We start from the raw sequence: 25851 nt of genomic DNA, 5'->3' as shown, positions 1-25851 counted from the left end.
AGACGAAGACAAAGCCAAGCTGGCGGCTATCACCGGCTACAACGAAACTTTGGCGGGCGAGCGGCGGCTGGCGGTTCGTAATGGTTCGGTTCTCACTGGGATTGATGTGCTCGAAGCCCAAAACTTTACTCAATTGCATGGCTCCAAAAGCTCGCCTCGGCGCATTGGCGTGCTCACCAACCAGACCGGAGTTGACGCCCAGGGACGCCGCACTATCGACCTTCTTGCCCAAATTCCAGGTGTGCAGTTGGTTGCAATTTTTTCTCCCGAACACGGCGCTGCCGGCCAACTGGATACGACCGACGTTGGCAATTCAGTGGATGTTGCCACGCACGTTCCTATTTACAGCGTTTACGGCGCCACGGATGCGCAGCGACATCCTCCGCTGGATGTGCTTAAGAATCTGGATGCAGTTGTAATTGATCTTCAAGACGCCGGCGTGCACTTCTACACCTACGAAACTACGATGGGGTATTTTCTGGAATCTGCCGCGAAAACCGGGACTGAGGTGGTTGTGCTCGACCGTCCCAACCCGGTCACCGGCTCTTTTGTGCAAGGGCCGCTGGCGGAAAGCGGTCATCTTAATTTTACAAGTTACCATCCGGTGCCTGTGCGCCACGGCATGACCATGGGCGAGCTCGCCCGAATGTTCAACGCCGAGCGCAAAATCAACGCCCGGCTTACCGTGGTTGCCATGCAAGGCTGGATGCGGGGAGACTGGTTCGACTCGACATCGGTGCTCTGGGTAAATCCTTCGCCCAACTTGCGTAGTTTGAATGAAGCGACTTTGTATCCTGGCGTGGGGCTGGTGGAAGGGACGAATGTCTCTGTAGGGCGGGGAACTGACACGCCGTTCGAAATCATGGGTGCGCCCTGGGTCAACGCACGCCAGCTTGCCGAGTATCTGAACGCAAGAAACATCGCCGGAGTACGTTTTGTTCCAACCAGTTTTACTCCTACAGCCAGCAACTATGCCAACCAACTCTGCCAGGGCGTGAATATGATCGTGACTGACCGCAATGTTCTCGACTCGCCTGAGATGGGCATCGAACTTGCGTCGGCACTGCGTACTCTTTATCCCAAAGACTATAAGATCGACCAGATGATCGAGATTCTGGCCAACCAGAAGGTGTTTGACGCTCTGGCTGCCGGCCAAGACCCTCGCCGCATCGCCGAGGATTGGCAGGATGAGGTGGAGAGCTTCGAAAAGCTGCGGACGCAGTATCTGTTATATCGGTAGGAAGCACGACTTGACGCTGAAGGCCTCCCACCTGTTTTTTTGCCTCATTGCTTGGCCTTAAAAGCAGCCGCGGTAGCCGCCCAGGCAGAGTCTGAGTTTGATCCGGCCAAACTCGCCTTAGGATCGAATGTCCCAGTCCCTCCGGGCACATTGTCAACAACCGTGGAGTAGAAGTTAGTGTCCGCTCCCCGGCTGATCCAGCCAGAGCCTGGGGTCATGGTGCCTGATCCCCAGGTATCGGCGAACAACCCGACCACAAGATCACGGCATCCCGTAGTTGTCAGATTACCAGTATCAAGTGAACGGGACGCGGCTGTAGCGATCTTGCCGCTGGCCACATCAAGAGCATTGGTTGTCGCGATGCCCGAATACTCGATCAAATAAAAACCAAGAGTGACCGACCATGGCTGTGTAACCGTGACCGTGTTAGCGCCACCTTTAATATTTTGCGCATACCAAATGCGGACGTCGGTTGCCGTGGCAGCGTTATCTTGTACGGGGACACTATTCCATGTATTCCCCAACCTGTCAGAAATGCCGGCAACGTCTGACCCATTCCAGTAAACAACGGCAACAAGCAGGTTGCTGGCGGTTTCTGTAAGCGAAGCTGATCGGCTTGCGGTTGATGCAGATCCTGGCGACACCACTTGCACCTTGGCAATCGTAGCGCAGCCGCTTGCTTTAACCGTAACGACAGCATTGCTGATGCTTCCCGCAGTGTCTATCACCCGGACGGTATCGGTTACGCCTGCCTTGGCGCCGGCGATATACGCCCCGGTCGAAACATTAATGGTTCCGCCTGAGTTGTTGGTCGCAATGCTATATGTGTAGGGAGAAACACCGCCGCTCGCGCTAAACGCCTGGGATCCGCCAGTGCTCACCGATACGGATGCCGGCGAGATCACTAAGGGCGCCCGAACTGTCACAGTAGCAGCGCTGGTATTTCCGCCACTATCTGTGACCCGGACAGTGTCGGTTACTCCACCTCTTGTGCCCGTGACATACGCCCCGGTGGAAGCATTGATGGTCCCGCCTGAGTTGTTGGTCGCGATGCTGTATGTGTAGGGAGAAACACCGCCGCTCGCGCCAAACACCTGGGATCCGCCAATGCTCACCGATACGGATGCCGGCGAGATCACTAAGGTGGCGGCTCGAACCGTCACAATAGCAGTGCTGGCATTTCCGCTACTATCTGTGACCTGGACAGTGTCGGTTACTCCACCTCTTGTGCCCGCGACATACGCCCCGGTGGAAGCATTGATGGTCCCGCCTGAGTTGTTGGTCGCGATGCTGTATGTGTAGGGAGAAACACCGCCGCTCGCGCTAAACGCTTGGGATCCACCAGTGCTTACTGTTACGGATGCCGGCGAGATCACTAAGGGCGCCCGAACCCTCACAGTAGCAGTGCTGGTATTTCCGACGGTATCTGTGACTTGGAGAGTATCAGTTACCCCGCCGATCGTGCCCGCGATATATGCTCCAGTGGAAGCATTAATGGTTCCACCGGAGTTGTTGGTCACCATGCTGTATGTGTAGGGAGAAACACCGCCACTGACGCTAAAGGTCTGCGCCCCTCCCGCATTGAGGGTTATGGTCGCGGGTGAAATCATCAGCGAAGAGGTAGTTAGACCTGAGGTCAAGTAAACATCGCTGTACTGGTTGGGGCTGACGAAGCCTGAGTTGCTGATATCCATGTTGCTGTCGAAGAGGACAAATTTTCCGTCTCGACTAATGGCTGCATGAGACTGGGCCCAATAATATTCGGCGCTCCGGGAACGATGGTGAACAAGCCGCTGAACCTTGGATCCATCTATTTTTACAACGATGACTTCTTCGGCATAGTGAGACCACAGGCCCGTCCAGTTAGATGTCAGATTCTGCGGAAAGAAACACGAGTAATCTGGGCATGTTCCCTGGTCAAAAAAAGAAAGAGCAACCCACCCAGCGGAGCTGTCTCGATAGCTCACGTGCCAAGGTGGAATCCCATTGATGAGGCAGTTCACCGGGGCCTTCGCATTAATGTCGACGACCGTTAAGCTGTTCCAGGGATCTGCACATGCATTGAGTGACGCTGTTCCGTTGGCCGTGTGTATCAGCACTTCCCGGCCTTGCAGATCGGTTCCCACCTCTGCGTGAGCTGTGGCGGTATAAGGAGGATTCCAGTAGATGCTGCCGTCGGTATTGTAGATTGTTATGTTATTGCCATTGCAGTTGGTACAGAGCATCTTTCCGGATGGAAAAATCTGGACTTTGTGGCAACTGTTCAAAATGAGAGACTGCGAAACCACGGTATCTGTGGAATGGTCGTAAAGAATCCCGGTCCCCGCGCATTCGTTGCCGGGATTGCCAATGAGCCAGATCTTCGTTCCGTCGTCGGTTAAGTCTTCTTCATCGGGTATGACAACTTGGCTGTAAGCTGAAAAAGTATGCAGAACAGTACTGACAACTGTTGTTCCCGAAATTGTACCCTTCAGGAATTGGTTGCCGTTAACGTAGTAAAAAACATTGGGAGTGATTGGGTCCCAGGGTTCAACCCCGGTGTTCGAGCCTGGCATGTTTGCGACCGGAACAACAATGTTGCCGCGAATATCCCGGATCTCATTGGAGCCGTTGTCCAAAAAGACCATGACCTCGGAGGAATTCGCATTAAAGGGAGTAAGAGTGGAGTAATAGTGGTGTCGCGGCACAATCGGACTGTCATGCGTGCTGTCGGTTAAGCGAGTGACTGTACAGCCGTATTGAGGATCAACATAACCTTGCCCTTCGGCCGGCGGAGTGAAGCTGTTGTAGCTGGGTGGGACATGAACCAGTCCATCATCAAGCTGACCGCAAGCCGGGACTGCGGAAGCGCTCGTCGAAAACGACGGGCTTTGTGCAAAGGTTGATCCCGAGCAGATCAGGAAGGCAAGGATTGTAACAAACCAAACGGCTGATTTTTGTCTGATTGCTTTCATAAGAAATACCTCGTATGGGCAGAAGCCGCGCTGGGGGACTGCCTCCAGGGAAATCGACGCCCGCTCATGTACCGTCAACGAACCGGGGTCATTCCCTGGTTTCTCTGCTTTATCACCTCAGCCTGCCACCGCGGGAATTGGCGTGATAAGACTCGGTGAGCCCGAAAGTCAAGTTCATCTGGAAATGGGAGAGTGATGATGAAAAACTTCCGATAGCTGAGGTCTTCAGCAGACTTGTAAAATATCTGATGCCTTGAGCGGTTGCTGTTCAATTCTGTCCATAATTTCAAGTTTTTCTGAGACAAAAGACGAGTTCTATTATGGGATGTGGTCCCATTGTGGGAATCTTCCACATAATAAATATTGATTCCCAAAGTGAACCCGTCTTGTGTGTCCTGACTCATGCGCGGCAGAGATGGGAAAAGGTCAGGTGGACACCTTAGTTTTTTGCGCCGAAGCCGGAGGGCGAGTTTTCGCGAGAATTATCTTCGGCGTCACTCAACAGCATTGGTCTCAGTCCAATCAAAGTATCTGAAACGCAAGTGGCGGTCTTTCAACTGCAATAGCAGAAACGTAGCCGTCGACAATCGGGATGTTGCGAAGGTCCCATCGTGCTTGCTGGCGCGGGTCGTGATAATCGGATGGGCAGAAGCCATCGAGGTGTAACTGCCTCCAATGAGAATTGTGGTCCGTTGAAGAATTCTCGCCCGCTTATGTGCAGGCGAGAACCGGGGCAACTGCTTAGTTCTTCTGCTTTCTCACCTCAGGCCTGATGAAAATTGGAGTGGTTAGTAACTAAGTGATCCTGGTTCCAAAATAGGAATCAGTCCATTGTGAGTTGGCGACTGTCCGGAAGTTCAATGTACTTTCGTTTAAACAGTTTCGTACAACTTGGTATCAGACGATAGGCACAGTGCCCCTTCGACGACGTATTCTGCGCCGGTGATGGAGGCGGCGCGCGGCGTAGCCTGAATGAAGCGACTTTGTATCCTGGCGTAGAGCTGGTGGAAGGGACAAATATTTCTGTGGATGGGGAACTGACACACCGTTCGAAATCATGGGTGCACCCTGCATCAACGCACGCCAGCTTGCCGAGTATCTGAATGCAAGAAACATCACTGGATTACGCTTTGTTCCGACCAGTTTTACTCCAACAGCCAGCAACTATCCCAACCGGCTTTGCCAGGGCGTGAATATGATCGTCACCTGCGATATTGCTCGTTGCTGACCTGTTCCATCCAGTCGACAACCTTCCCATTGAGCCTTTCTTGAATGGCGATGTGCGTCATGGCCGTGGCCGGGGTAGCCCCATGCCAGTGCTTCTCGCCGGGCGAGAACCAGACCACATCACCGGGCCGGATCTCCTCGATAGGTCCGCCTTCGCGCTGAGCCCAGCCGCAGCCAGAGGTGACGATGAGCGTCTGACCGAGTGGATGCGTGTGCCATGCAGTCCGCGCGCCCGGCTCGAAGGTTACGCTGGCACCTTGAACAAATGCCGGATCGGGTGCCTGAAAAAGCGGGTCGATCCGCACGCTGCCAGTGAACCACTCTGACGGTCCCTTGACAGAAGGTTGCGAGCCAACTCTTTTGATTTCCATTTTCTGAAACTCCTTTGGTTGAACTAGTAGCATTATTTTGGAGACGTTCGCGGCACGGACTCCCAGTTCTTCCAACTTGTGAAAAGTATTGCCAGAGAAACGAAAGTGTTCATTCATCTTATTCATCGGTTCTACTCAGTTTTGAGAGAAGCCATATCGATGGAGAAGCGGTACTTCACATCGGCCTTGAGCAGTCTCTCGTAAGCTTCGTTGACCTTTTGGATGGGGATGACCTCGACATCAGAGGTGATGTTGTGCTTCCCGCAGAAATCGAGCATCTCCTGGGTTTCGGCGATGCCGCCGATTGGAGAACCTGAAAGGCTGCGGCGGCCCATGATCAGTCCGAAGGCTGAAACGGCGAGAGGCTTCTCTGGCGCACCAACAAGGGTAATATTGCCATCGCGGCGCAACAGATTGATGTATGCATTGATGTCGTGATCGGCAGAGACAGCGTCGAGGATAAAGTCGAAGCTGCCGGCGTGCTTTTGCATCTCGTCCGCATTGCGCGAAATCACGACTTCGTCTGCTCCGAGGCGAAGTGCGTCTTCCTTCTTGTTTGGAGAGGTCGTGAAGACAATAACGTGCGCTCCGAGCGCATGTGCAAACTTCACGCCCATGTGGCCCAGTCCGCCGAGACCGACCACGCCAACTTTCTTGCCTTTGGTGACACCCCAGTGGTGCATGGGCGAGTAAGTTGTGATGCCGGCGCAAAGCAAAGGAGCGGCTCCGGCGAGGTTGAGGTTCGATGGAACGCGTAGGACGAATCTCTGGTCCACGACAATGCTGTCGGAGTAGCCGCCGTAGGTGACGCCTCCGAGATGCTTGTCGGGGAAGTTATACGTAAGGGTGAAGTTTGGGCAGAACTGTTCGAGGCCCGCCTGGCACTCGGGGCAGGTGCGGTCCGAATCCACCATGCAGCCGACCGCGGCGAGGTCGCCGCGCTTGAACTTGGAGACTGCGGAGCCGACCTTCGTGACTCGGCCGACGATTTCGTGGCCGGGTACGCAGGGGTAGACGGTGGGCATCACGCCGCTCCACTCGTTGCGGACTTGGTGGAGATCAGAGTGACAGATGCCGCAATATAGAATTTCGATCTGTACGTCGTGTTCGGTTGGATCGCGCCGCGCGATCGTGGTGGAGGCGAGCGGCGATTTCTCACTGGCAGCGGAGTAAGCTTTGGCGTTGAACATGTACTTATTCTAGATGCGCGGCAAGTTCTCCGATATGCAAAACACGCCATTGTGCATTCGAAACACGCCAGCGTGCGTGTGCAAAGTGAAGGGATGGATACGCGTCGCGAGCTTGAGATGCAACTTAAGGACTGCCGGTCGTCTTACTATCTTCTACTGGTCTCGCCGGGATGATGGCCGGTACCTCCTGTTTACGAACCACCTCGTTATATGCCGGTACATCTATACTCAGCACCGTCTTCCATTTGGCCAGTTGCTCATCGAGTTGTTTGCTGAGCGTGTCAAATACATCATAGGAAATCTGAGTAGGCGCTGAGTCAGAGCTGGCTACTACGCCACCTAGAGCGACCAGATAGTTATTCAGACGAATGGGATAGTTCAGTACATCCTGATTGCTTTTGGCTTTGGTCTGAATCAGGACTTCTTCGATCTCCGTCATCTTCTTGTCCAGTTGCTTGCCGGCATCGGCCACAGCTTTGGCCTGCGGCTGTCCTTCCAGGCGTTTGTTCAGCGCGTTGATTTGTGCACGGATATCGCGAATCTGGTTCACGGTGTCGTGCGCCTGGGTCACGCGCTCGCGTATCTTGATCAGCAGATCAAACTGCTTTTCCAGGTCCTGCTGGGTCACTTGCAGACGCGGATCGGCTTTAATCTCGAGCGGTGCGGTGTAAGACTTGCCATTCACGGTGACCCGCACTTGATAGTTGCCGGGAAGCACTTCGGGACCGTCAGTATTTCCGGCCCACAGCGGCGAGTGCGGAACGCGACTGGCGCCTTCGTAGCGCATGTCCCAGACGTAACGGTTCAAGCCGGCTTCAGCGGGCAGGGCACGCGCAGGCGGACGCCCGAAAGCTTCCTCTTCGCCGCCGCCAGCATCTTCTCCGGGTTGCTGCTTAGGGGGGAACTTGCGGATGACCTGTCCATTCTGGTCGAGGATCTCCAGAGTAATGGGAGCGCTCTTGGCCCCTTCACTTGCCTCGGATGAATCGGCCGATTTTTTATCTTCTGTTTTCTTGTCCTCGGGCTTTTTCAGCGCAGTTTTCAAAGAGTAGTAGATAACCGCACCCGCAGGTGGGTTTTGTCCCGTCTGCCCACTGCCGCCCCCGAATCCACCGGCGAACTGTGTGTGATTCGCGGGGCTGGGCGCATAGAGATGTATATCCTCGCTGGCGACATCGGGCTTGAATTGTTCGAGCGGCGCCAGGTCATCAAGAATCCAGAAGGAGCGCCCGTGCGTTGCGGCAATCAGGTCATTGGCATGCACCCAGACGTCCCACACCGGTATAACGGGAAGATTGGTCTGCAGCGATTGCCAGTTTGCGCCATCGTCGAATGAGACGGAGACACCTTTTTCCGTTGCCGCATAAAGCAAACCTTTGCGCTTGCGATCTTCGCGCACCGCATGCACATATGTTCCCGCGGGAATGCCGTTGGTGATGGTTGACCAGGTCTTCCCGAAGTCTGAAGTCTTGAACATGTAAGGAGCGAAATCGTCGAGCCGGTGGCGGTCCACGGCCACGTAGGCCGTACCTGGGTCATACGTCGAGGCCTCAATCATGTTGACCGTGCCCCACTCAGGCATGTTCCTGGGCGTGATGTTCGACCAGTTCTTCCCGCCATCGCTGGTGATGTTGATCAAACCGTCGTCCGAACCGGCCCAAATCAGGTCTTTCTGCAGCGGCGATTCCACCACGGAAAAAATCGTGTCATAGACTTCCACGCCGGTATTGTCTTTGGTGATCGGACCGCCGGCGGCCTGTTGCTTGCTTTTATCATTGCGGGTCAGGTCCGGACTGATAATTTGCCAGTTGGTTCCAGCATCCGTGGTTTTGAACAACACCTGAGCGGCGAAGTACAAGGTATTGTGATCATGCGGCGAAAAAACGATGGGTTCGGTCCATTGGAAGCGATATTTCTGGTCTGCCGCAGCCGCGCCAATCGGATTAATCGGCCAGGGCGTAATGTTCTTCTCTTCTCCAGTGCGGTGATCGTAACGCGTGATCTCTCCGCCATAGGAGCCGGCGTAGACAATTTCCGGATCGCTTGGATCGGGCGCAACGTATCCGCTCTCGCCGCCGCCGACGGGATACCAGTCGGGGCGATCAATGCCGCCACGCTCGCTGGCACTGGCGATAGCCACGGAACTGTTGTCCTGCTGCGAGCCGTATACGTAGTAAGGAAAACGATTGTCGGTGATCGCATGATAGAACTGCGCCGTAGGCTGGTTGCCTTGCGTGGTCCAGCTCGCACCACCATTCGTGCTCACGTTGGCGCCGCCGTCATTCGATTCAATTATCCGGTCAGGGTCTGCAGGATCAACCCAGAATCCGTGATTGTCGCCGTGGGGAACGCGAATGGGGCGGAAGGTCTTGCCGCCATCGATGGAGCGGTACATTCCGGTGTTGAGAACATAGACGGCATCAGGCGAGCGCGGATCGGCGAAGACATGCGTGTAATAGAAAGCCCGCTGGCGATACTGACGGTCGCTGTTCACCAGGGTCCAATTGTCGCCGCCATCATCGGAGCGGAAGAGCCCGCCCTTGTCGGCTTCAATCAGGGCCCACACGCGATTGCCGTCCGCGTAGGCGACGGCCACTCCAATGCGGCCAAGGGTTCCGCTGGGCAGACCGTGTTCTTCGAGGTGCTTCCAGGTCGTGCCGCCGTCGGTGCTGCGATATAGACCACTGCCGGGACCGCCGCTATCCATGCCCCACGGCGAGCGACGCGCCTGCCACATGCCGGCAAAGATGATGTTGGGATTGGTGGGATCAAAGGCGAGATCGATGCCACCGGTGTTTTCGTCTTTGTAGAGAACCTTGCTCCAGTTCTTGCCGCCATCGGTGGTGCGAAAGATTCCACGCTCGGCGCTGGGTCCGAAGGGATGACCAAGGGCCGCCACAAGAACAATGTCAGGATTCTTAGGATGGACGATCAGCCGTCCGATTGCGTCCGTATCGCGCAGTCCGATGAAGCTCCAGGTTTTGCCGGCATCGATGGATTTGTAAACTCCGTTTCCGGAGATAATGTTGCCGCGGATACATGCCTCCCCTGTGCCCGCGTAGATCACATTGGGATCAGAGGGCGCCACAGCAATCGCGCCGATGGAAGCGGACATGTCTTTGGTCTTGTCAGTCAGCGGACGCCATGCGAGACCTCCGTCAGTCGTCTTCCAAACTCCGCCACCAACGCCCCCAAAGTAGTAGGTGTGTGCGTTGCCGACTACTCCTGAGACTGCCAGCACGCGTCCACCTCGATAAGGCCCGATCAGCCGCCATGTGAGCCCGTGCCATGGTCCCTTCGCTTCGGCGTCAGTCTTGTCCTCATTGGACTCAGCCCCCGCATCTGGCGTTGCACCGGGCTTGGATGTGCTCGCTTGTCCAGCCGTCGCCGGTTGCGACGCGTCTCCTGGATCAGTCTTGTGCTTGGCGGCCTTCTTTGTGTTTTCCTGAGCAAAGCCAATGCTCGCGACCAGACAAAAGACTGCGAGCACCAGCACCGTTGAAACCGCAAGTAAAACGCGCCTCAGAGCTGAAAACGAGTACGACATTTCTTGTAAGCCTCCGGGAATTACGCTTTATTGGACTGCACATCGTACATAGAGGAAATATAAGTTGGCAAATGAGGAGCAACATTTTGTTCGAAACGTTGACTTCACTTCGGCCACACGCTAACCTTGCGCCCATCTGCGAGGTGGCCATGCCTAACGGCGGTCCCGACAACTGCGCCCGTTGCGGCTTCAATAAGGCCAACGACGGCCACTGGCCCGGGCCGGGCAAAGAGCAGGAGACGCCCGGCTTTTGCAACATCCGCAGCTTCGACATTGCTAACCCCTTGTGGACCTATTGCAAGAACCAGCACTCCCGTCAATCCGTGCCTCTGGGCCCGGTCTACACCGCCGTCTACACTCAGGGATACCAGCGTGTCCCGTGGTACGACCGGATCTTTCCACGCGAGGACGAAGCGACGTGCCTGGTTTGCGGCGACCACGTGCTTACTGGAATTCTTCTACCGCTGGAACGTGGAGAGCTCGAATTCTGCGATGGCGAACACTACCTTGTGTGGTGGACAGACACTATGCGTAAACGCCTGCAGGCGTGCAAGGACTTCGGCGAGAAAGCATACGACGAGATGTATGACGCCCACTCTTCTTCTGCCGCTACCGCACGCTACAGTGATGCCAAGGAAGCCTTCCATGACGCCATCTCGGTAGCACGCGATTTGGAATTGCCGGACGAAATGGCCGCGCTCCAGGCCCGACTCGACCACATCAAGGCCGTCTTCCGCAGCCAGTTCTCGTGAGCAGCGGCGGACGACTTTTGCGTGCCACTTGCAAGCTTCGTGGAAATTTTTACATACCCGTCACCCGCTCAAACAGATAAAATGTAAAACTGCCAGATAACTTCCGGGGTTGTTTTTTGCGTCTAAGGCTAGAGGGAATCTACATCTCAAAATAAAGGCTTTATAAGAGGTAGAGGGGGAGAGTTTTATGTTTCGTCTCACATCAGTACTTTTGCTGTGTGTTCTATTTCTTAGTCCTGTAATTATGCTGGCGCAGGCTCCAGCGCAGACCCAAGCGCCAGCTCAAACCCAGGCACCAGTTCAAACTAACGGCCCCGATCAGCCATATTATGATGGCAAGCCGCAACCCGCACCTTTGAGCCAGCCGCCTGTCAGTAAGCCGGGAACAGTTACGGTTCCTGCGGGCACAAAGATTCCGCTTAGGCTTGAGAATTCAATCTCCACCAAATCGGCGCAGCCCGGGGATGGTGTTTACCTGCGGACCATATTCCCAGTGGCTGTGGATAATACCCTGGTTATTCCCGTTGGAACCTATGTCCAAGGCGTAATTACCGATGTGAAGCGTCCGGGACGTGTAAGTGGCCGGGCCGAAGTGCTCTTCCGTTTTACGACCCTTATCTATCCCGATGGATATACCTTCTCCATCCCTGGGGCATTGAACAGCGTCCCGGGAGCGGAGAATTCCAAAGTCAAAGACAAAGAAGGCACAGTTCAAGCCGATAGCACCAAGGGACGCGATGTGGGTACGATTGCTGCTCCTGCTGCAACCGGCGCCCTGATTGGAGCGGTGGCAGCAGGCGGAAAGGGAGCAGGTATCGGCGGTGGTGCCGGTGCAGTCGTTGGAATTGCCACAGTGCTGTTGACCCGCGGCAATGATGTCCGTCTGGAGCAGGGCAGCACGGTTGAAATGGTGTTGCAACGCTCGCTGGTGTTGGATGACGTCAATTCGCACACCCGCTACTACTCCGGTCCCCCGGTTTCGCAGTCGGAGCGCTTTACCATACCGAATAGGGAAAGATACAACAGGGACAGACGGCCGGAAGACCGTCCTGTACTTGTGCCCGCGCCGGAACGGTAGGAATTAGCGAAGTAAGAAGTTCGAAGTACGATTTAGAATTTTTGATTTATCTTTCGTCAAATCGTACTTCTTCCTTCGCACTTCTTACTTGAGAGACCTCATGACTCAAGCCGATGATCTTGATGAAGCTCTGAGAGAGATTGTTGTTCTGCAACTGCAATGTTCTGCAGTCCGAATCGAAGGAGAGGAATATCACGCCTGCGTAAGAAAGCGCGGACATGAGGGGCAACATCGAACCCTCTTCGGCGATACGTGGGAAGAATGAAAGAAGCACTCAGTAGTCAGCATTCAGCCCTTGAGCTGAAGTGCACCGCTCTCATTTCATTCCAAACAACGGCGGCTTTCGCGGATCCGGCGGGTACTTGCTAGCTTGTGGTTGACGTGCCCCAAATCAACGTCTGACCCGCGTTACTACTGGCGAAAATCAATCCGGGCAAAGGGACTAGCTGACAGTTAAAAACATCTCCAAGCTCGTAGCTCCCAGCTCCAAGGGCCAGGCCGCTTACGTCCTCGCCAACTGCTCGCTCTCAGCAAAAGCAACAGCAAAGACATTTCGCCGCAGATGAACGCAGATCATCGCAGATTTTCGGAAGTAGTACTCCCCACCCCCCATTACTTGAAGTAGTCTCGGAGGAGCTAAGCCATCCCAATTCAAGTACATACGAGAGGAGGAAGAGTAATCAAAAACAGCTCCAAGCTCGCAGCTCCTAGATCCAAGGGCCAGGCCGTTTACGTCCTCGCCAACTGCTCGCACTCAGCAACAGCAAAGACCTTTCGCCATGGATGAACGCGGATGAACGCTGATTTTTAGCCTGGATTTCGGCTCCCACCCCACCACTTGCTAGCAAGTGTTTTTGAGCCCAAAAATCGCGTCTGCCCCGCGTCATTATTGGCGGAAATCGATCAGGGATGGGGGACTTGCTGGGCAGTCCTCAGCTGTCAGTCCTCACAATCCCGCAGCACAATGAATTTTTCAAAGACCGCAAGGGCCAAAGCCCCGCATTCTTGAATGCATAACGTAGACATACGTCTAGCACAATTGTGGCCTGTAGTTTCTAAGAAAGCAATGTTTTGATATCAGAGTGATATCAGTTAGCAGTCAGCACTTAGTCATCGGCGCTCAGACCCAAAAATTCAGATAGCTATTAATTATCCAAAACTGTATTGAACCTTAGATGGGCGGCACGGCCGTCCATATGGGAACGCCGCCCCTCTCGTGGCCTCACACCAAAACCGGCGGACATGGAAACCTCGGGTTGGCCGGGACGCGTGCTCTGCTCACGGCACCTCCAAGCCGCTTCAACCCGGTCAAAACAGGGCGGGCGTGGCCGAGAGAGCGCCGCGCCCGCGATGTTGAGGGTTCCTAATGCATGTCGACCTTAGGGTTGTTGCACCAGCGAGAACTCCTGGTTGGTGTTCCCGCTCTGGCACTGCCACTGGGTCATCTGCGCGCCGTTACTGGTCGAGCCGGTGTTATCCAAACAAAGGCCACTGGTAAGGTTTACAAAGTTCCAGAGGCCATTGCCCAACGAGACGGGTTGCCATTCTTGGTTGGTATTGCCGCTCCCGTACGTCCATAGCCAGGCGCCATTGCCGTTGGCGGTTGAGCCCTCGTTGTCCCAGACCAAGCTGGGAGCATTACGGTTGAAGACGGCATCGTAGCCGCTGCTCGCCGCCGCCCGGAACTGCCACTCCTGGTTGTGCTGTTGGTTGCCGCAGGACCACTGCTGCAGGAGCGTGCCATTGCTGGTCCCCCAACCGCTGGCGTCCATACAGAGCCCGCCGGTCTGGTTGATCACCTCATACCAGGCGTTGGGATCGATCGAACCCGGCGGGCCTGGCGTCGGCGGGGGGCCGCCTCCGCCCGTAATACCTTGGGCACTGCTTAGGCCGAAGGCGTTCGCTGTCGTCCATTGTTGCCAATCGCTGGCGATCGTCGCGACCGAATCGCTGCTGATATTCGGAGTTGTCGGCCAAAAAGTCGGATCGTAGAAGCCCCAACTATCCGGCACTAATCCGTGCGTTGCCTTGTAGGTCCACGGTGTCCAGCTCAGGCCGGCATTGTTGAAGGCATTGACCGAGTATTGCCAGACGCTCGATCCAGCGCCAAAGTCGTTGAATTCACCGATGTAGCCGGGAACGTTGTAATTGGCATGGTTCCTGAAATCGCTTACCTGGCCATCGGCGCTTTGCTGGATCTGCGACGCCGAGCAGTTCCAGCAGTAAGAGTGCATCTCGTACATGACGTTGGTCCAACCCTGGCTCGAAGGATTCGGCAGCATGCTCCAATTCCACTGGCCCCAGGTCCCTTCCATGATGATCATGTGGTTGGGATCGACGCTTCGGACGGTCTTGTAGAGACTGTTGTAGGCGTTGATCACCGCCGAGTTGTTGGGCGCGCCCGTAGGCTCATTGATCAGATCGTATCCCGCGACGTTGGCATTGCCCTTGTAGTGACTGGCAATTTGCCACCACATCCAGGCAGTATTCCCCTGGTCGTTGGAGTTCGTCCAATACTGATTCTGACCGCCCCGGCCGGTGTCGTCAGATTTGCTTTGGCCACCGACAACACCGTGCATATCAATGATGGTGTAGATGCCTCGCTGGGCCGCGTTGCTTACCACCCAATCGAGTTCGTTGAAAGCGTCAGAACGCCAGCCCGAATTCGAGATGTTGTTCAGATTGTAGAACTGCCCATACCAGACTGGCACGCGGATCACGTTGAAGCCCAGCGCCGCGATGTTGTCCAGATCCTGAGTGGTGATCCAGCTTTGCTGGTAGGTGTTGATCAGGCTCTGTTCCTGGCTCACGCCGAAGCGGTTGTCGAGCGTCTTCATCACGGTGTAGGTGTCCGTTTCACTATCGCTGGTCAGCGGAGACATCCACTTTTCCATGATGAACCAGCCGCCAAGGTTGACGCCTTGCAACTGCACAATCTGACTGCCGGCGTTGACCACATTGGTGCCGCTGGCCTGCAGCATGCTGAGCTGGCCGTAGCCACGGCTGGTAAGCACGACTCCCAGCATGGCCATAGCGAGGCAGATGAGCGCGAAATGCCGACGGCGCCCACCGTTGTGTGAACGGTGTTCTTCCCTTGAAAAAAAGAACATTATTTGTTTCCTCCGGTTCGCATGGGCGCATTTTTTTGGAATCGTGAACACTTGCGTTTCCCGGACGGGTTCATTCCCCGACGCGTTGGTGTAGCTGCTCCAAGCGAAACGGGCAACATAGTAATCGGAATCTCGCCTAGATCAAGCTATGCAGTGGTATGGAAGTTGGATACATCTTTCGTATGGGGACTTGAAGTGCGGGCTTTCTTGTTCCTGACAAAAGACCGGAGCGAGAGCTCCGGTCTTTAAGACTGTTGATCACAAAAGGCGAATCAAGGTTGTTGGTTAAACTGCCACGCCTGCGCGCCGGAGCCGTTACAGGTCCACTGTTGCAACTGCACTCCGTTTGCCGTGGACGCGCTGGGTACATCCAAACACAGGCCGGTATTGCGGCTTACGATCTGGTAGAAGCCATTGCCCAACGACTGTGGCTGCCACTGTTGGTTCAAGCCACCGCCATAGTTCCAGAGCTGAATCTTGCCTCCAGGGGAGGTGGAGACATTGGCGACGTCCCACACCAATGAGGGAGCATGACGGTTGACCAGACGGTAATAGCCGCTGTCCGTAGTTTGCAACTGCCACTCCTGGTTGGATTGCTGATTGCCGCAGGCCCATTGCTGCACGATGCTGCCGTTGCTGGTACCCCAAGCCGCATCATCGACGCAGGAACCGCTGTTCTGGTTCACGATGTTGTACCAGGCGGAGGTGGAAAGCCCGCCGCCGCCTCCACCACCCCCGTGCGAGATGGTGAGTTGCGTGAAGTGAACGTCACTCGGCTGCGTGGACTGGCCATAGCATCCGGCCTTGAAGAATGCCTGGATGCCATTGGCATAGCCCGGCACGGAGATGAACTGAGGTGACCCTCCGTTGAAGGCAACCGATAGGGTGTTGTTGGAGTAGGAGATCTCATAACTGAATGTCTCATTGACATTCGCATGGCCTATGAAGTGACCCGTCTCGCCCGTTCCACCGGTGATGGCGTTCTCGATGTTCATGGAGATATCGCCGTTGGAGGTATACTCGAGTTCACCCAATGGTTTGAGGAACGAATCGTTCAGGAAAACCTGGCTGATGACGATTCCGCCGCCCGGCTGGGTTACGTAGAGCGAGGCATCGAGCTTATTTGTGCCGCTGGGCGACCAAGACATATATTGGCCGCTGCTCGGGTCTACCTCGTGAAACTCAGTCCGGCAATGGGTTCCTGGCCACGCGGTGCAGTTCGTTCCAGGTTCCTTCATCACCATCGAGCCATCGCTGCTGTTGGTGAAGAAATAGGCACCGTTCACGAAGCCGTTTTGCAATTGAGAGCTTGAGACGACCATCGGCGAGCCGTTGCCGACCGGTGTTTCAAGATTCCAGTAGCTGAGGTTGAAGTTGCTCCCGGGCGGAGCAGCAAAGAGAGTGAGGGGGGCTGCCAAAAGCACTGCTGCCGAAGCGATCCTCCAAACCAGGAATCGATTGCGACGGTTTTTTTTCGTCTTGTCTGCCGAACTTCCCGGAACATGCAACATGGTTGTTCTTCTTGTAGACGGTGTTCTTCTCCTGCAAAAAAGAAACATATAGGGTTGTTTCCTCCGAGTTCGCATGGATGCATATTTTTGGAATCGTGAACACTTCTATTTCCCGGACGGGTTCATCCCCGACGCGTTGGTGAAGCTGCTCCAAGCGAAACGGGCGAGATAGTAATCGAAATCTCGCCTAAATGAAGCTATGCAGCGGTATGGAGGTTAGATACATCTTTCGTATGGGACTTGAAGTGCGGGCTTTCTTGTTTTGCTGACGAGAAGTGATGCTGCAAGAGTGCCAAGACAACGCAAAATGCGCTTTGCATGGCGCTTGGAAAGCGCTCAACCGGCCTCAATGCCCCTCGAATTGGAGCCCGATCCGCCGGCGTGATGCCCTTTATTTCACGATGATTTTGTTCCCAAATAAATGCTTTTCGAAGTCCGCCGGTGAGAATGTGCTCCGATGCTGGATGCTCTCTTTCACAACACGCATGAAGGCAGAGGCCGTAATCAGATCGACGCTTCGGATTGGCGAGCCCGACAAGTACTCGGTCAATTTCTTTAGATCGCTTTCCTTAAATGAAAGAAGTGTCTATTTTGAAAAAAACATTGGTAAATTTTCCAAACAATTTTCCAGTGGGAGGACCTCCGGCTTCTGTCTGGAATCCTATATTAGGCTGGAAGATTGCTGACAAAATAGAAAAAGTAAAGAGCGGCGCCAGCATGGTAACTTCTTTAGACAGAATCAAGCCCCCTTAGCAGTCAGTGCGAAGGGGGCAGCTGCTGAATGGTTCCTATTTCATCCCAAACAACGCATTCACATGCGCCGTGACGGTAATCTTTTGCTCCCCGAAGTCTTCGGTCGGGGCTGCTGGTGCGGCGCTCATTGCTTTCATGGCCGACATAACCATTGGACGTGGTCTCGGTTGCTCGAATGTGTCCACCGAGGCGTAGAGCAACTCGCCCAATGTTCTGCCCGCAGCCTGTGCCACGGTTTCGGCTGACGCCCGTGCGCGCTGGTAAGCATCCTGCACGGCCTTCTGCTTGGCTACGTCAATATTTTCGAGCATGTAGTTCAAGGATTGGTCCCCGGTGATGTCAATGTCTCCAAGCCCTTGTATGATCGGGCCGATTTTGGCGAAATCCTTGATCTTCACCGATACATTGGAGCTCACGCGATAGCCCACGAGTTTGCGCTTGGGGTCGCGGTAGTCATACACCGGCTGAAACTCGAAAGAGGAGAGCTGGGCTGATTTGGGATCAATGCCATCCGTCTTCAGCAATTGCCGCACCTGCTCGGCGGCGCGGCTGGCACGATCGTAGGCATCTTTGGAATTTTGTTCCTGGGCTGCAATGTTGAATTGTATGAGCGCCGTATCCGGCTCGGCTTCATATTTTCCGTCAGCCCCCACGTACAGAGTGTTGGGTTGTACCGTGGCGGTAGGATGTTCTTGTGCGAATCCAACCAGACACAACGACAACACAAACAAAACAAGCAGGCAATAGCGCCGCATAACGTCTCCTTGCTGTAGTTTCTTGTAACTCTGGGATTATATCGGTTTAAGGACTTTTGTACCCCGTCGCAAATTTTTGGCGAGGGCACTGCACCCTTATCTTGGCTGTGAAACCCTCGAATCTTAGATCAAAGAACGAACCGCCGGGCGAGAAGACTGGGACAAGGGTCGGTAGCCCAATCATCTCGTTCGACGGTTCCGTTGTAACGCCGTTGCCTTCAAAATCACTATCAATTTTGTCGGCGTGGGGGCGTGGGTTTAATTTCTTTTTAACCTCGCTGTATTAGATTTGGATGAGCATTCAGACCAAATGGCTGTATGAGTGACTGTTTGCGGTAGGCCAATCAGCGAATATGCAAAGGTACTATTTTTGTAGTGCAAATTTTGTAACTTTAGTACCGTAGAGGTGTCTAAATTAGTGTGGTATTGATAGATGGTGGGGAGACATGGCCCAACGAGAGGATGGAGCAGAGACGATGAAGAAGTGGATTTTACCCTTGGCTGTGTTTGGGATGGGAAGCCTGGGGGTTTTGGCGTTAAGTGATAAGGGACTGGAAGTGATCCGGTGGGGAGTACAGCGAATTACTGAGGCCCCGGGCCGGTTTGTAGAGTGGAATGAGGCCGCCCAGCATGAACTGGACAGGCTCCAGAAGGCGATCAATGAAATGGCCGCCACACTTGAAGCCATTCAGTAAATTTACGATTGACGATTTTTGATTTACGATTTGCCTGAAGTTTCAGGTGAACTCGACCTTTTCACCACACATTAGAAAATCGTAAATCAGAAATCGCAATCTTACTTCCCCAAGATTTGATTAATTTTCCCCGCCATTTTAATGTCTCGTTGTGTGACCCCGCCGGAATCGTGTGATGTCAACACAAAACGCACTTTATTGTAGTTAATCGTGATATCCGGATGGTGATTGGCTGCTTCTGCCGCTTCCGCCACTGCATTCACAAACTTCATAGCGGCTTTGAAATCCGGGAATTCGAGCTGGCGCTCAATTGTTTTGCCTGTAAGGCTCCATCCCTTCAAGCCTTCGAGATTCTTCCGTATCTCTGCTTCGGTGAGTAATGCCATGGGTAGCTCCTAGCTGCTAGCTGTTTCAAAGGCATTTTAGATTACAACACTACAGTACTCCATAACAGCATAGGGAAGATGTGAATGTACTGGTGAGAATGCCTTGACGCCGAATGGTTGAGCGATAAATTCTCGGGGTCCTTCGACTCCGTCCGCGCTCCTACGTCGCGCGGACTCCGCTCAGGATGACAGGAGTTGGGGGATTAGGACATCACTAATGCAGCGACCAAATAAAGCCCATTTTGTTTTGCATCTCAACGTGGGCCTGAAGGAAGGCCCACTCTTCCACGGTAGCGGATGCAGCAATTGTGGAACGCTCTAGCTGTGTGAGGGCATTTTAGACTACAGCGCTCTATAACAGCCAGGAGCTAGAAGCTAGCAGCTTGCATTTCACACAATCGCTTGAGCGGTTATTTTTTCTTTGGCGAAGCTTATCACCTGGGCGTCAATTTCTTTCCGCAGGTCCACCCAAATGCTCTCTGGCATGCCTTGGAAGGTGCGCACTACATCGGGGTCGAACTGTGTGCCTGAGAAGCGGATAATCTCCTCCCGGGCGGCCCTGATGCTCTGGGCGGCGCGGTAAGGACGATCTGAAGTGATGGCGTCCAGGGTATCGGCAACTGCAAATATACGTGCCCCCAAGTGGATTTCCTCGGACCGCAGGCCACGGGGATACCCCGTGCCATCGAATTTTTCCTGGTGAGAATAGACAATCTCCGATGCCTCTGAGAGGAATGGGATTTTGCGCAGCATCTGATAGCCACGGAAGCAGTGCTCCCGCATGATCGAACGCTCTTCTTCTGAGAGTGGGCCAGATTTGCGCAAAATCGCATCTGGGATGGCCATTTTGCCAATGTCGTGCAGAAATGCTCCACGCGCGATCACCCGGATTCGCTCCGCGCTCAGCCCCATGGCGCGGGCGATGGCGATGGTGAAGGCCGTGACCCGCTTAGAGTGACCCTCGGTTTCCGAGTCCTTGAGATCCAGGGCGTCGCCCAGTGCTTCCAGCGTGATGTCGTAAGACCGCTCAAGATCGGCCATGGTTTGCCGCAACTGCTCAGTGCGGGCGGAAACCAGGGACTCAAGGTTCATCTGGTAAGCGCGATTTTCCATGCGTAGTCGCCGGGTTTCAATGGCGCGCCGCACGGAGGCCAGCAACTGCTCGCGTTCAAAAGGCTTGAGCAGGTAGTCATACGCGCCGTTGCGTATGGCCCCGAGGGCGACGGAAACATCATGTACCGCCGTTACCATGATGACGGGCATCTCGGGATATTTGACTTTGGTTTGTTCCAGAAGACCGATGCCGTCAAGATCACGCATCATCAGATCGGAGAGTATGAGTGAAAACTCCTCACCGTTGGCCAAAACGGAGAGCGCTTCCACCCCTGAGGCCGCCTTCCGGCACTGATAGCCGGCAGCCGTTAGCATGGAAGCTACGATTTCTCGTATCGAATCCTCATCGTCTACGACTAGAATTTTGTCTACACTCATGGACTACCATCAAGTTAGACTCGGGGGAGTCATCATTATCACATGACACGGCAAGTTTACATCCGCAAAACTTGCATGGTTCTTACTATTAATTTCTAAGTAACTGGGGTCTCATTTCACCCTGTCATCTAAGGTCTTCGCAGCCAAAACAAGGCTGCTACGCCGTTCTTGCTCGTTTTTGGTTCTTACAATCCAGCGCTCACCCTGCGACTGACAAAATCCGTCTAAGTAATCTTAATGTGTGTACAGATGTACCACTAGAGTGTATTTCCCGCCACTATTAACTTTAGAGCCACAGTTGTGGATTTTTTAAAATGATTCCAGGGCCCGCAAGTTGCTTAATCCTCGCCGTTCTTAGAGTAACCCAATGTTTTTCAAACATTTAAGTGGCGGTGACCCTTCTTCCTATCTGGCCAAAACCTGGAAATGGTTGAGAAGGTGGCGGAATTCCAAATTCCGTCGTGGAAATTGGCCACTCAAATGCTTTCATCCAAGTGACAGGAGTAACTCTTTCGAGAGGCAGAATAAGATGGCGACTCATACGCTTTCTCAACAACAGGCAAAACTTACTGGATTCGTGGATTTTCTTCCCGCATTACACGCAGTCCCGGCCGGGAAAGCAAAAGAAATCTACGAAAAGAACAAGCACCGCGTTTATTCCCTTGCATTCTGGATGACAGATAACGAACTCGAAGCTGAAGAACTCTGTGCAAATGTTTTTGGCCGCGCCTTTTGGGCAGCGAATGAACCCAGTCTGGAGATGATTGATCGTGCGCTGGTGAATGAACTGCGCGCGAGCCGGCCTATCGGGACTCTGACGCTTTCCTGCACCGAGGTAAAAGAAGTTTGCCAGATTCGTGTTAATACCAAGAGAGTTCACCTGGAAAGGGCTGTGGTCCAGCTTCCAGTCACCGAACGCCTTATTTTTCTGCTGCACGACGTGGTGCAGCACGACCACGCCAGCATTACCCGGCTTCTGGGGCTGAGTGAATACGAAAGCTGCCACGGACTCCACCAGGCCCGTTTGCGCATGCGCGAGTTACTAGCCGCAATGATCTGAAATCTTTAATTTCCCTCCTAAAACTAATATGCCCCTCGCAAGAGGGGCTTTTTATTGGAGTTCCATGGATGGCAGGGCAGATTATTTTCCCTTTGCCGTTCTTGCTTCCCGCCGCTTCTGTACCCAACCCTCTTTGTTGACCTGCTCCCCGCGGGCGATAGCCAATGCTTCGGAGGGGACATCTTTGGTGATGCAGGAGGAAGCCCCCACATAAGCTCCGCGCCCGACGCGAACTGGCGCGACCAGGGTGGAGTCGCTGCCGATAAAAGCACCGTCTTCGATTACGGTAGTGTGCTTATCGACTCCGTCGTAGTTGCAGGTAATAGTTCCCGCGCCGATGTTGACGTTCTCACCGATCTGCGCATCTCCCAGATAGGTAAGATGATTGGCCTTCGATCCTTTGCCCATCCGCATCTTTTTGGTTTCTACAAAGTTGCCAATGTGGGCGCCCTCGCCAATCTCGCTTCCTGGCCTCACATGGGCATACGGTCCCAGCACCGCGCCTGAAGCAATGCTGGACTCGCTTAGTATGCATCCTGGCCTCACCTCGACATTATTGCCAATCTCGCAGTCGCGGATGACCGTGTAGGAACGAATATGGCAATCGCCTCCAATACGCGTATTTCCGAAAATCTGAACGTAGGGATCAATAATGGTATCGGGCTCAATCTGCACGCTGGAATCAATTACGCAAGTCAGCGGTTGAAGCAAGGTTACGCCCGACTGCATTAATTCCTGGTTCTTGCGCATACGCAGCACGGAATCGAGTTGGGCGAGTTCAGCCCGTGTATTGACCCCCAGGGTCTCTTCCATATTCAGAGCGGTCAGGGCCACAACCTTCTTTTTGGCGCGTACCAGCAGGGAAGCGATATCGGTCAAATAGTATTCCTGGTGGGCATTTTCAGTGGTGAGCTTGTGCAGGTTCTCGAGTAACGGTTTAACCTGGAAAGCATAAATGCCTGTATTAATTTCGCGGATCTTCTCCTGCTCACCTTGGAGGGATTTCTGCTCAATGATGGCTGTCACATCATTGCTGGTGCGCGATTTGCGCACAACCCGTCCGTATCCGCCTGGATCTTCCAAAACTGCCGTCAAGATGGTCATGGCAGCGTGCTGCTGCCAGTGAAAATCGCGCAGGCGCGTTATCGTCTCCGGCTGAATCAGAGGCACATCGCCTGAGAGTATGAGGGCATTGTCGTAGCCGGCCAGCGCCTCGCTGGCGGCCATTACTGCATGTCCTGTGCCGCGTTGCTCGCTTTGCAAAACGAAGTGCACGCCTGTGTGCTCCACTTGTGCGCGAACCCGATCGGCTTCGTGTCCAATGATCACGTAAATATCTTCTGCCGGGGCGACCATGGTTGCCGCTGCAATTACATGCTCCAGCAGTGTTTTGCCGGCAATCGAATGCAATACTTTGGGATGTTTGGATTTAAGGCGTGTACCCTTGCCGGCCGCCATGATGGCGATGGCCAGTCTCCCGGTATTCGAGGAAAGTGCCTTGCGGAGAGCACCGTGCGCAACATCTTCAATCTTGCTCAAGACGCCCTGTCGCGGATACTCGCGACGATCGCTCGGCTGTTTTTTGCTGTGAATCGTTTTAGGGGCTTTCATTGCTCTCGAACATCTTAACGCGAGCCGCGTTTTTTCGCCGAGATTCCAGCCATCTGCTGCGAATGCTTGCCCTCATCATCCGCTAAAGCGAGTAACGCCTGTGCCAGAGCTCGGGTTGCGTGTCTGGCCACGCCGGCCACTTCCTCCAGAAAGTCCCCGCAGATCGGTTCCAGGCCCATCTTGCGGATGGCGTCGAGGTCCACTCGGATCTGTTCTGCACCTTCGGCAGCATATTTTTCTTTCAGGGCAGCGGAAACAGGGCGGGTATTCAACAGCGCGTAGTTGAAGATCTGCGTTTTAGCGTGATCTTCGAGGGCACGCAGATGGTCGGCAGCACTGAGTCCCAGGCTCTCATTGGCCTGGGTCATAAGATTGCATACAAAAACCTTGACGGCGCCCGAGGCTGCAATCGCTTGTGGGATACCACTCACGATCAGGTTGGAGATCAGGCTGGTGTACAGCGACCCGGGACCGAGGGTAATCAAGTCGGCCTCTGCAATTGCTTTCAGGGCCTGGGGCAAGGGTTGGGCATCGGCAGGGATCATAAATAGCTCTACGATGCGTTGCTTGCTGCGCGAGATGTTGGTTTCGCCCTGCACGCGGCTGCCGTCATCCATCAATGCTTCCAGTTGGACATTGGAAACTGTGGAGGGATAAATCACCCCGCGCGTCTTCAGGATGGCAGATGAAACCTTCACTGCCATGGCGAAGTCGCCGGTGATCTCGGTCAGTGCGGCGACAAATAGATTGCCGAAATTGTGTCCTTCGAGGCCCGCCCCAGCCTTAAAGCGGTACTGGAACAATTGCGATAGAAGTTCTTCATCTTCCGAGAGCGCGACCAGGCAATTGCGAATGTCGCCCGGCGGCAGGATGTTAAAATCTTTGCGCAAACGGCCGCTGGAGCCACCATCATCGGTAACGGTCACAATGGCCGTCAGGCCGCTTATGAAAACCTCTCGCCCGGAATCAGGTGCATGATAAGCGCCACGACGGTCAAAATGTTTGAGTCCTTTCAGCAGAGTGGAAAGACCCGTCCCTCCGCCGATCGCCACTACTTTGATCGAAGTTGGCTCTGTTGACATCCCTGGTTTCAATTTTCCTACTTATCCGTCTAGAGCGAGTGAGGATTCTCGCTCAATTTGCTTCCATATTAGGTTCCCAGTACCGGGAATCCCAGGCACCGCAGCCGTTCTATACACACAGCTTTCATCGCCGCTTTTTTGCGGGGCCCGGCGAAGCGGGTGTAGGGGCCGCAGATGCTTCGAGCTCTTCCGGGTAGAGCAATTCCGTAAAGCGAGGATCATCAGCCATATTCTGAAAGTCGGACTCATTGCGCGCATGATAGCGGTTTCCGGTATTCAGTTTGATGGCTTGCTCCAGGTTCTTCAGCGCCGATTCGTAATGATGGGTAAGGCAATCCAAGACTGCCAAGCCATACCAAACATAGTCGGCCTTGGGGACCTGTTTCTGTAATTTCTCCAGATGAGAACGTGCGCCATCGTAGTCGGCTGTATTCATCAGTGAGATAACGTAGTCGTAGTGTTCCTCAGGGGATTTGAAGCCGCTACTGGAGGCCCGCGCCAACTGTTGCTGGCAAGTATTCAGGTGGACTGCAGCCCGATCCGCCAGTTCTCGGCTGCCCGATGTCATTACTTTTTCTAAAAGTGCCTTAGCGCGTTCAAATTTGCGCTCTTGTATGGCCTTCAGGCCAGCCTCGTAATTTTGCACAGCCTGTGTAAAACGCGGGTCCTGGCTCAGCGATGAACTGCTCTGAGCACCTGATGTGGTTTGCGGTTTTTGAGTTTTGTTTTTATGCAAAGCTTTTATTTTCTTGAGCTTACCTGACTGTCTTTTAACCTTTGCTGAGGCCTTTTTGCTCATCTGTATGCCCTTTCGTTGCGGCCCCGTATGGCTCGATTGCGGCGAGCTGTGGAAATCTAACAAGGGTCTGAATTGAACAACTTAAAGCGGAGTTTATACGCGTTATTGGCTCCCGCGTCAACTTTAACGCTATTAGATGTACCTCAGGGCTGAAACGGACCAACCCAATCCCACAAAGCTGCGGAGAGCAGCAGCCTGGTTTCGACCGCTGAGTCCAACTCTGAGGACTGAGGGCTGAT

18 protein-coding genes are annotated in these 25851 nt (G+C 54.1%); 6 read left to right on the top strand and 12 right to left on the bottom strand.

Annotation, left to right across the window (positions count from 1 at the left end; translation table 11 throughout):
• The coding region (locus VK738_12845) for a DUF1343 domain-containing protein (GenBank protein ID HTD23538.1) at positions 1-1240 on the top strand (1240 nt) is incomplete at its 5' end.
• 44 nt (positions 1241-1284) lie between these two features.
• Here the strand turns inward: VK738_12845 and VK738_12840 are convergent.
• The 4 genes from VK738_12840 to VK738_12825 all read right to left on the bottom strand — a co-directional run bounded on the left by VK738_12840 (position 1285) and on the right by VK738_12825 (position 10529).
• Positions 1285-4194 (bottom strand): hypothetical protein, encoded by a 2910-nt coding sequence (locus VK738_12840; GenBank protein ID HTD23537.1) that lies wholly within the window; start codon positions 4192-4194, stop codon positions 1285-1287.
• A 1202-nt stretch (positions 4195-5396) separates the two neighbouring features.
• Entirely contained in the window at positions 5397-5918 is a 522-nt protein-coding gene (locus VK738_12835; protein ID HTD23536.1) for a cupin domain-containing protein, read from the bottom strand.
• Between the two features lie 5 nt (positions 5919-5923).
• A complete protein-coding gene (locus tag VK738_12830; protein ID HTD23535.1) occupies positions 5924-6982 on the bottom strand; it encodes an NAD(P)-dependent alcohol dehydrogenase in 1059 nt (352 codons plus the stop codon).
• A gap of 124 nt (positions 6983-7106) precedes the next feature.
• Positions 7107-10529, bottom strand: coding sequence for a hypothetical protein (locus tag VK738_12825; GenBank protein ID HTD23534.1), 3423 nt, complete (start codon positions 10527-10529; stop codon positions 7107-7109).
• Positions 10530-10600: 71 nt separating this feature from the next.
• Between VK738_12825 and VK738_12820 the strand changes: the two genes are divergently transcribed.
• The 3 genes from VK738_12820 (at position 10601) to VK738_12810 (ending at position 13726) form a co-directional block, all read left to right on the top strand.
• Positions 10601-11281 (top strand): hypothetical protein, encoded by a 681-nt coding sequence (locus VK738_12820; GenBank protein HTD23533.1) that lies wholly within the window; start codon positions 10601-10603, stop codon positions 11279-11281.
• 187 nt (positions 11282-11468) lie between these two features.
• Positions 11469-12359: a hypothetical protein gene (locus VK738_12815; GenBank protein ID HTD23532.1), complete on the top strand. Its 891-nt coding sequence runs from the start codon at positions 11469-11471 to the stop codon at positions 12357-12359.
• A gap of 1175 nt (positions 12360-13534) precedes the next feature.
• The gene (locus VK738_12810; GenBank protein HTD23531.1) at positions 13535-13726 is read left to right on the top strand and encodes a hypothetical protein; all 192 of its coding nucleotides are present in this window, start codon (positions 13535-13537) and stop codon (positions 13724-13726) included.
• 12 nt (positions 13727-13738) lie between these two features.
• On the opposite strand, the gene VK738_12805 is transcribed toward VK738_12810, so the two are convergent.
• The 3 genes from VK738_12805 to VK738_12795 form a co-directional block, all read right to left on the bottom strand.
• Positions 13739-15469, bottom strand: coding sequence for a ricin-type beta-trefoil lectin domain protein (locus tag VK738_12805; GenBank protein ID HTD23530.1), 1731 nt, complete (start codon positions 15467-15469; stop codon positions 13739-13741).
• Between the two features lie 272 nt (positions 15470-15741).
• Positions 15742-16980, bottom strand: coding sequence for a polysaccharide lyase family 7 protein (locus VK738_12800; protein HTD23529.1), 1239 nt, complete (start codon positions 16978-16980; stop codon positions 15742-15744).
• Positions 16981-17768: 788 nt separating this feature from the next.
• Complete coding sequence (locus tag VK738_12795; GenBank protein HTD23528.1) at positions 17769-18488, bottom strand: SIMPL domain-containing protein; 720 nt, start codon at positions 18486-18488, stop codon at positions 17769-17771.
• Positions 18489-18964: 476 nt separating this feature from the next.
• On the opposite strand from VK738_12795, the gene VK738_12790 reads away from it, so the two are divergent.
• Entirely contained in the window at positions 18965-19183 is a 219-nt protein-coding gene (locus VK738_12790) for a hypothetical protein (protein HTD23527.1), read from the top strand.
• A 101-nt stretch (positions 19184-19284) separates the two neighbouring features.
• Here VK738_12790 and VK738_12785 read toward each other — a convergent pair whose 3' ends face one another.
• Both VK738_12785 and VK738_12780 read right to left on the bottom strand, forming a co-directional pair.
• Entirely contained in the window at positions 19285-19569 is a 285-nt protein-coding gene (locus VK738_12785) for a 4a-hydroxytetrahydrobiopterin dehydratase (GenBank protein ID HTD23526.1), read from the bottom strand.
• 390 nt (positions 19570-19959) lie between these two features.
• A complete protein-coding gene (locus VK738_12780; protein ID HTD23525.1) occupies positions 19960-21060 on the bottom strand; it encodes an HD domain-containing phosphohydrolase in 1101 nt (366 codons plus the stop codon).
• A 529-nt stretch (positions 21061-21589) separates the two neighbouring features.
• Here VK738_12780 and VK738_12775 point away from each other — a divergent pair.
• Positions 21590-22120: a hypothetical protein gene (locus VK738_12775; GenBank protein HTD23524.1), complete on the top strand. Its 531-nt coding sequence runs from the start codon at positions 21590-21592 to the stop codon at positions 22118-22120.
• A gap of 81 nt (positions 22121-22201) precedes the next feature.
• Here the strand turns inward: VK738_12775 and glmU are convergent, their stop codons facing one another.
• The 3 genes from glmU to VK738_12760 form a co-directional block, all read right to left on the bottom strand.
• Positions 22202-23731, bottom strand: coding sequence for a bifunctional UDP-N-acetylglucosamine diphosphorylase/glucosamine-1-phosphate N-acetyltransferase GlmU (glmU, locus tag VK738_12770; protein HTD23523.1), 1530 nt, complete (start codon positions 23729-23731; stop codon positions 22202-22204).
• 14 nt (positions 23732-23745) lie between these two features.
• A complete protein-coding gene (gene yvcK / locus VK738_12765) occupies positions 23746-24813 on the bottom strand; it encodes a uridine diphosphate-N-acetylglucosamine-binding protein YvcK (GenBank protein HTD23522.1) in 1068 nt (355 codons plus the stop codon).
• A gap of 124 nt (positions 24814-24937) precedes the next feature.
• The gene (locus VK738_12760) at positions 24938-25612 is read right to left on the bottom strand and encodes a hypothetical protein (GenBank protein HTD23521.1); all 675 of its coding nucleotides are present in this window, start codon (positions 25610-25612) and stop codon (positions 24938-24940) included.
• Positions 25613-25851: the final 239 nt, after the last annotated feature.

Source organism: Terriglobales bacterium, assembly GCA_035487355.1.
In the GTDB taxonomy this organism is placed as follows: domain Bacteria; phylum Acidobacteriota; class Terriglobia; order Terriglobales; family Acidobacteriaceae; genus QIAW01.
The sequence above is the reverse complement of the archived record's forward strand: the minus strand, read 5'-3'. Positions and strand labels throughout refer to the sequence as shown.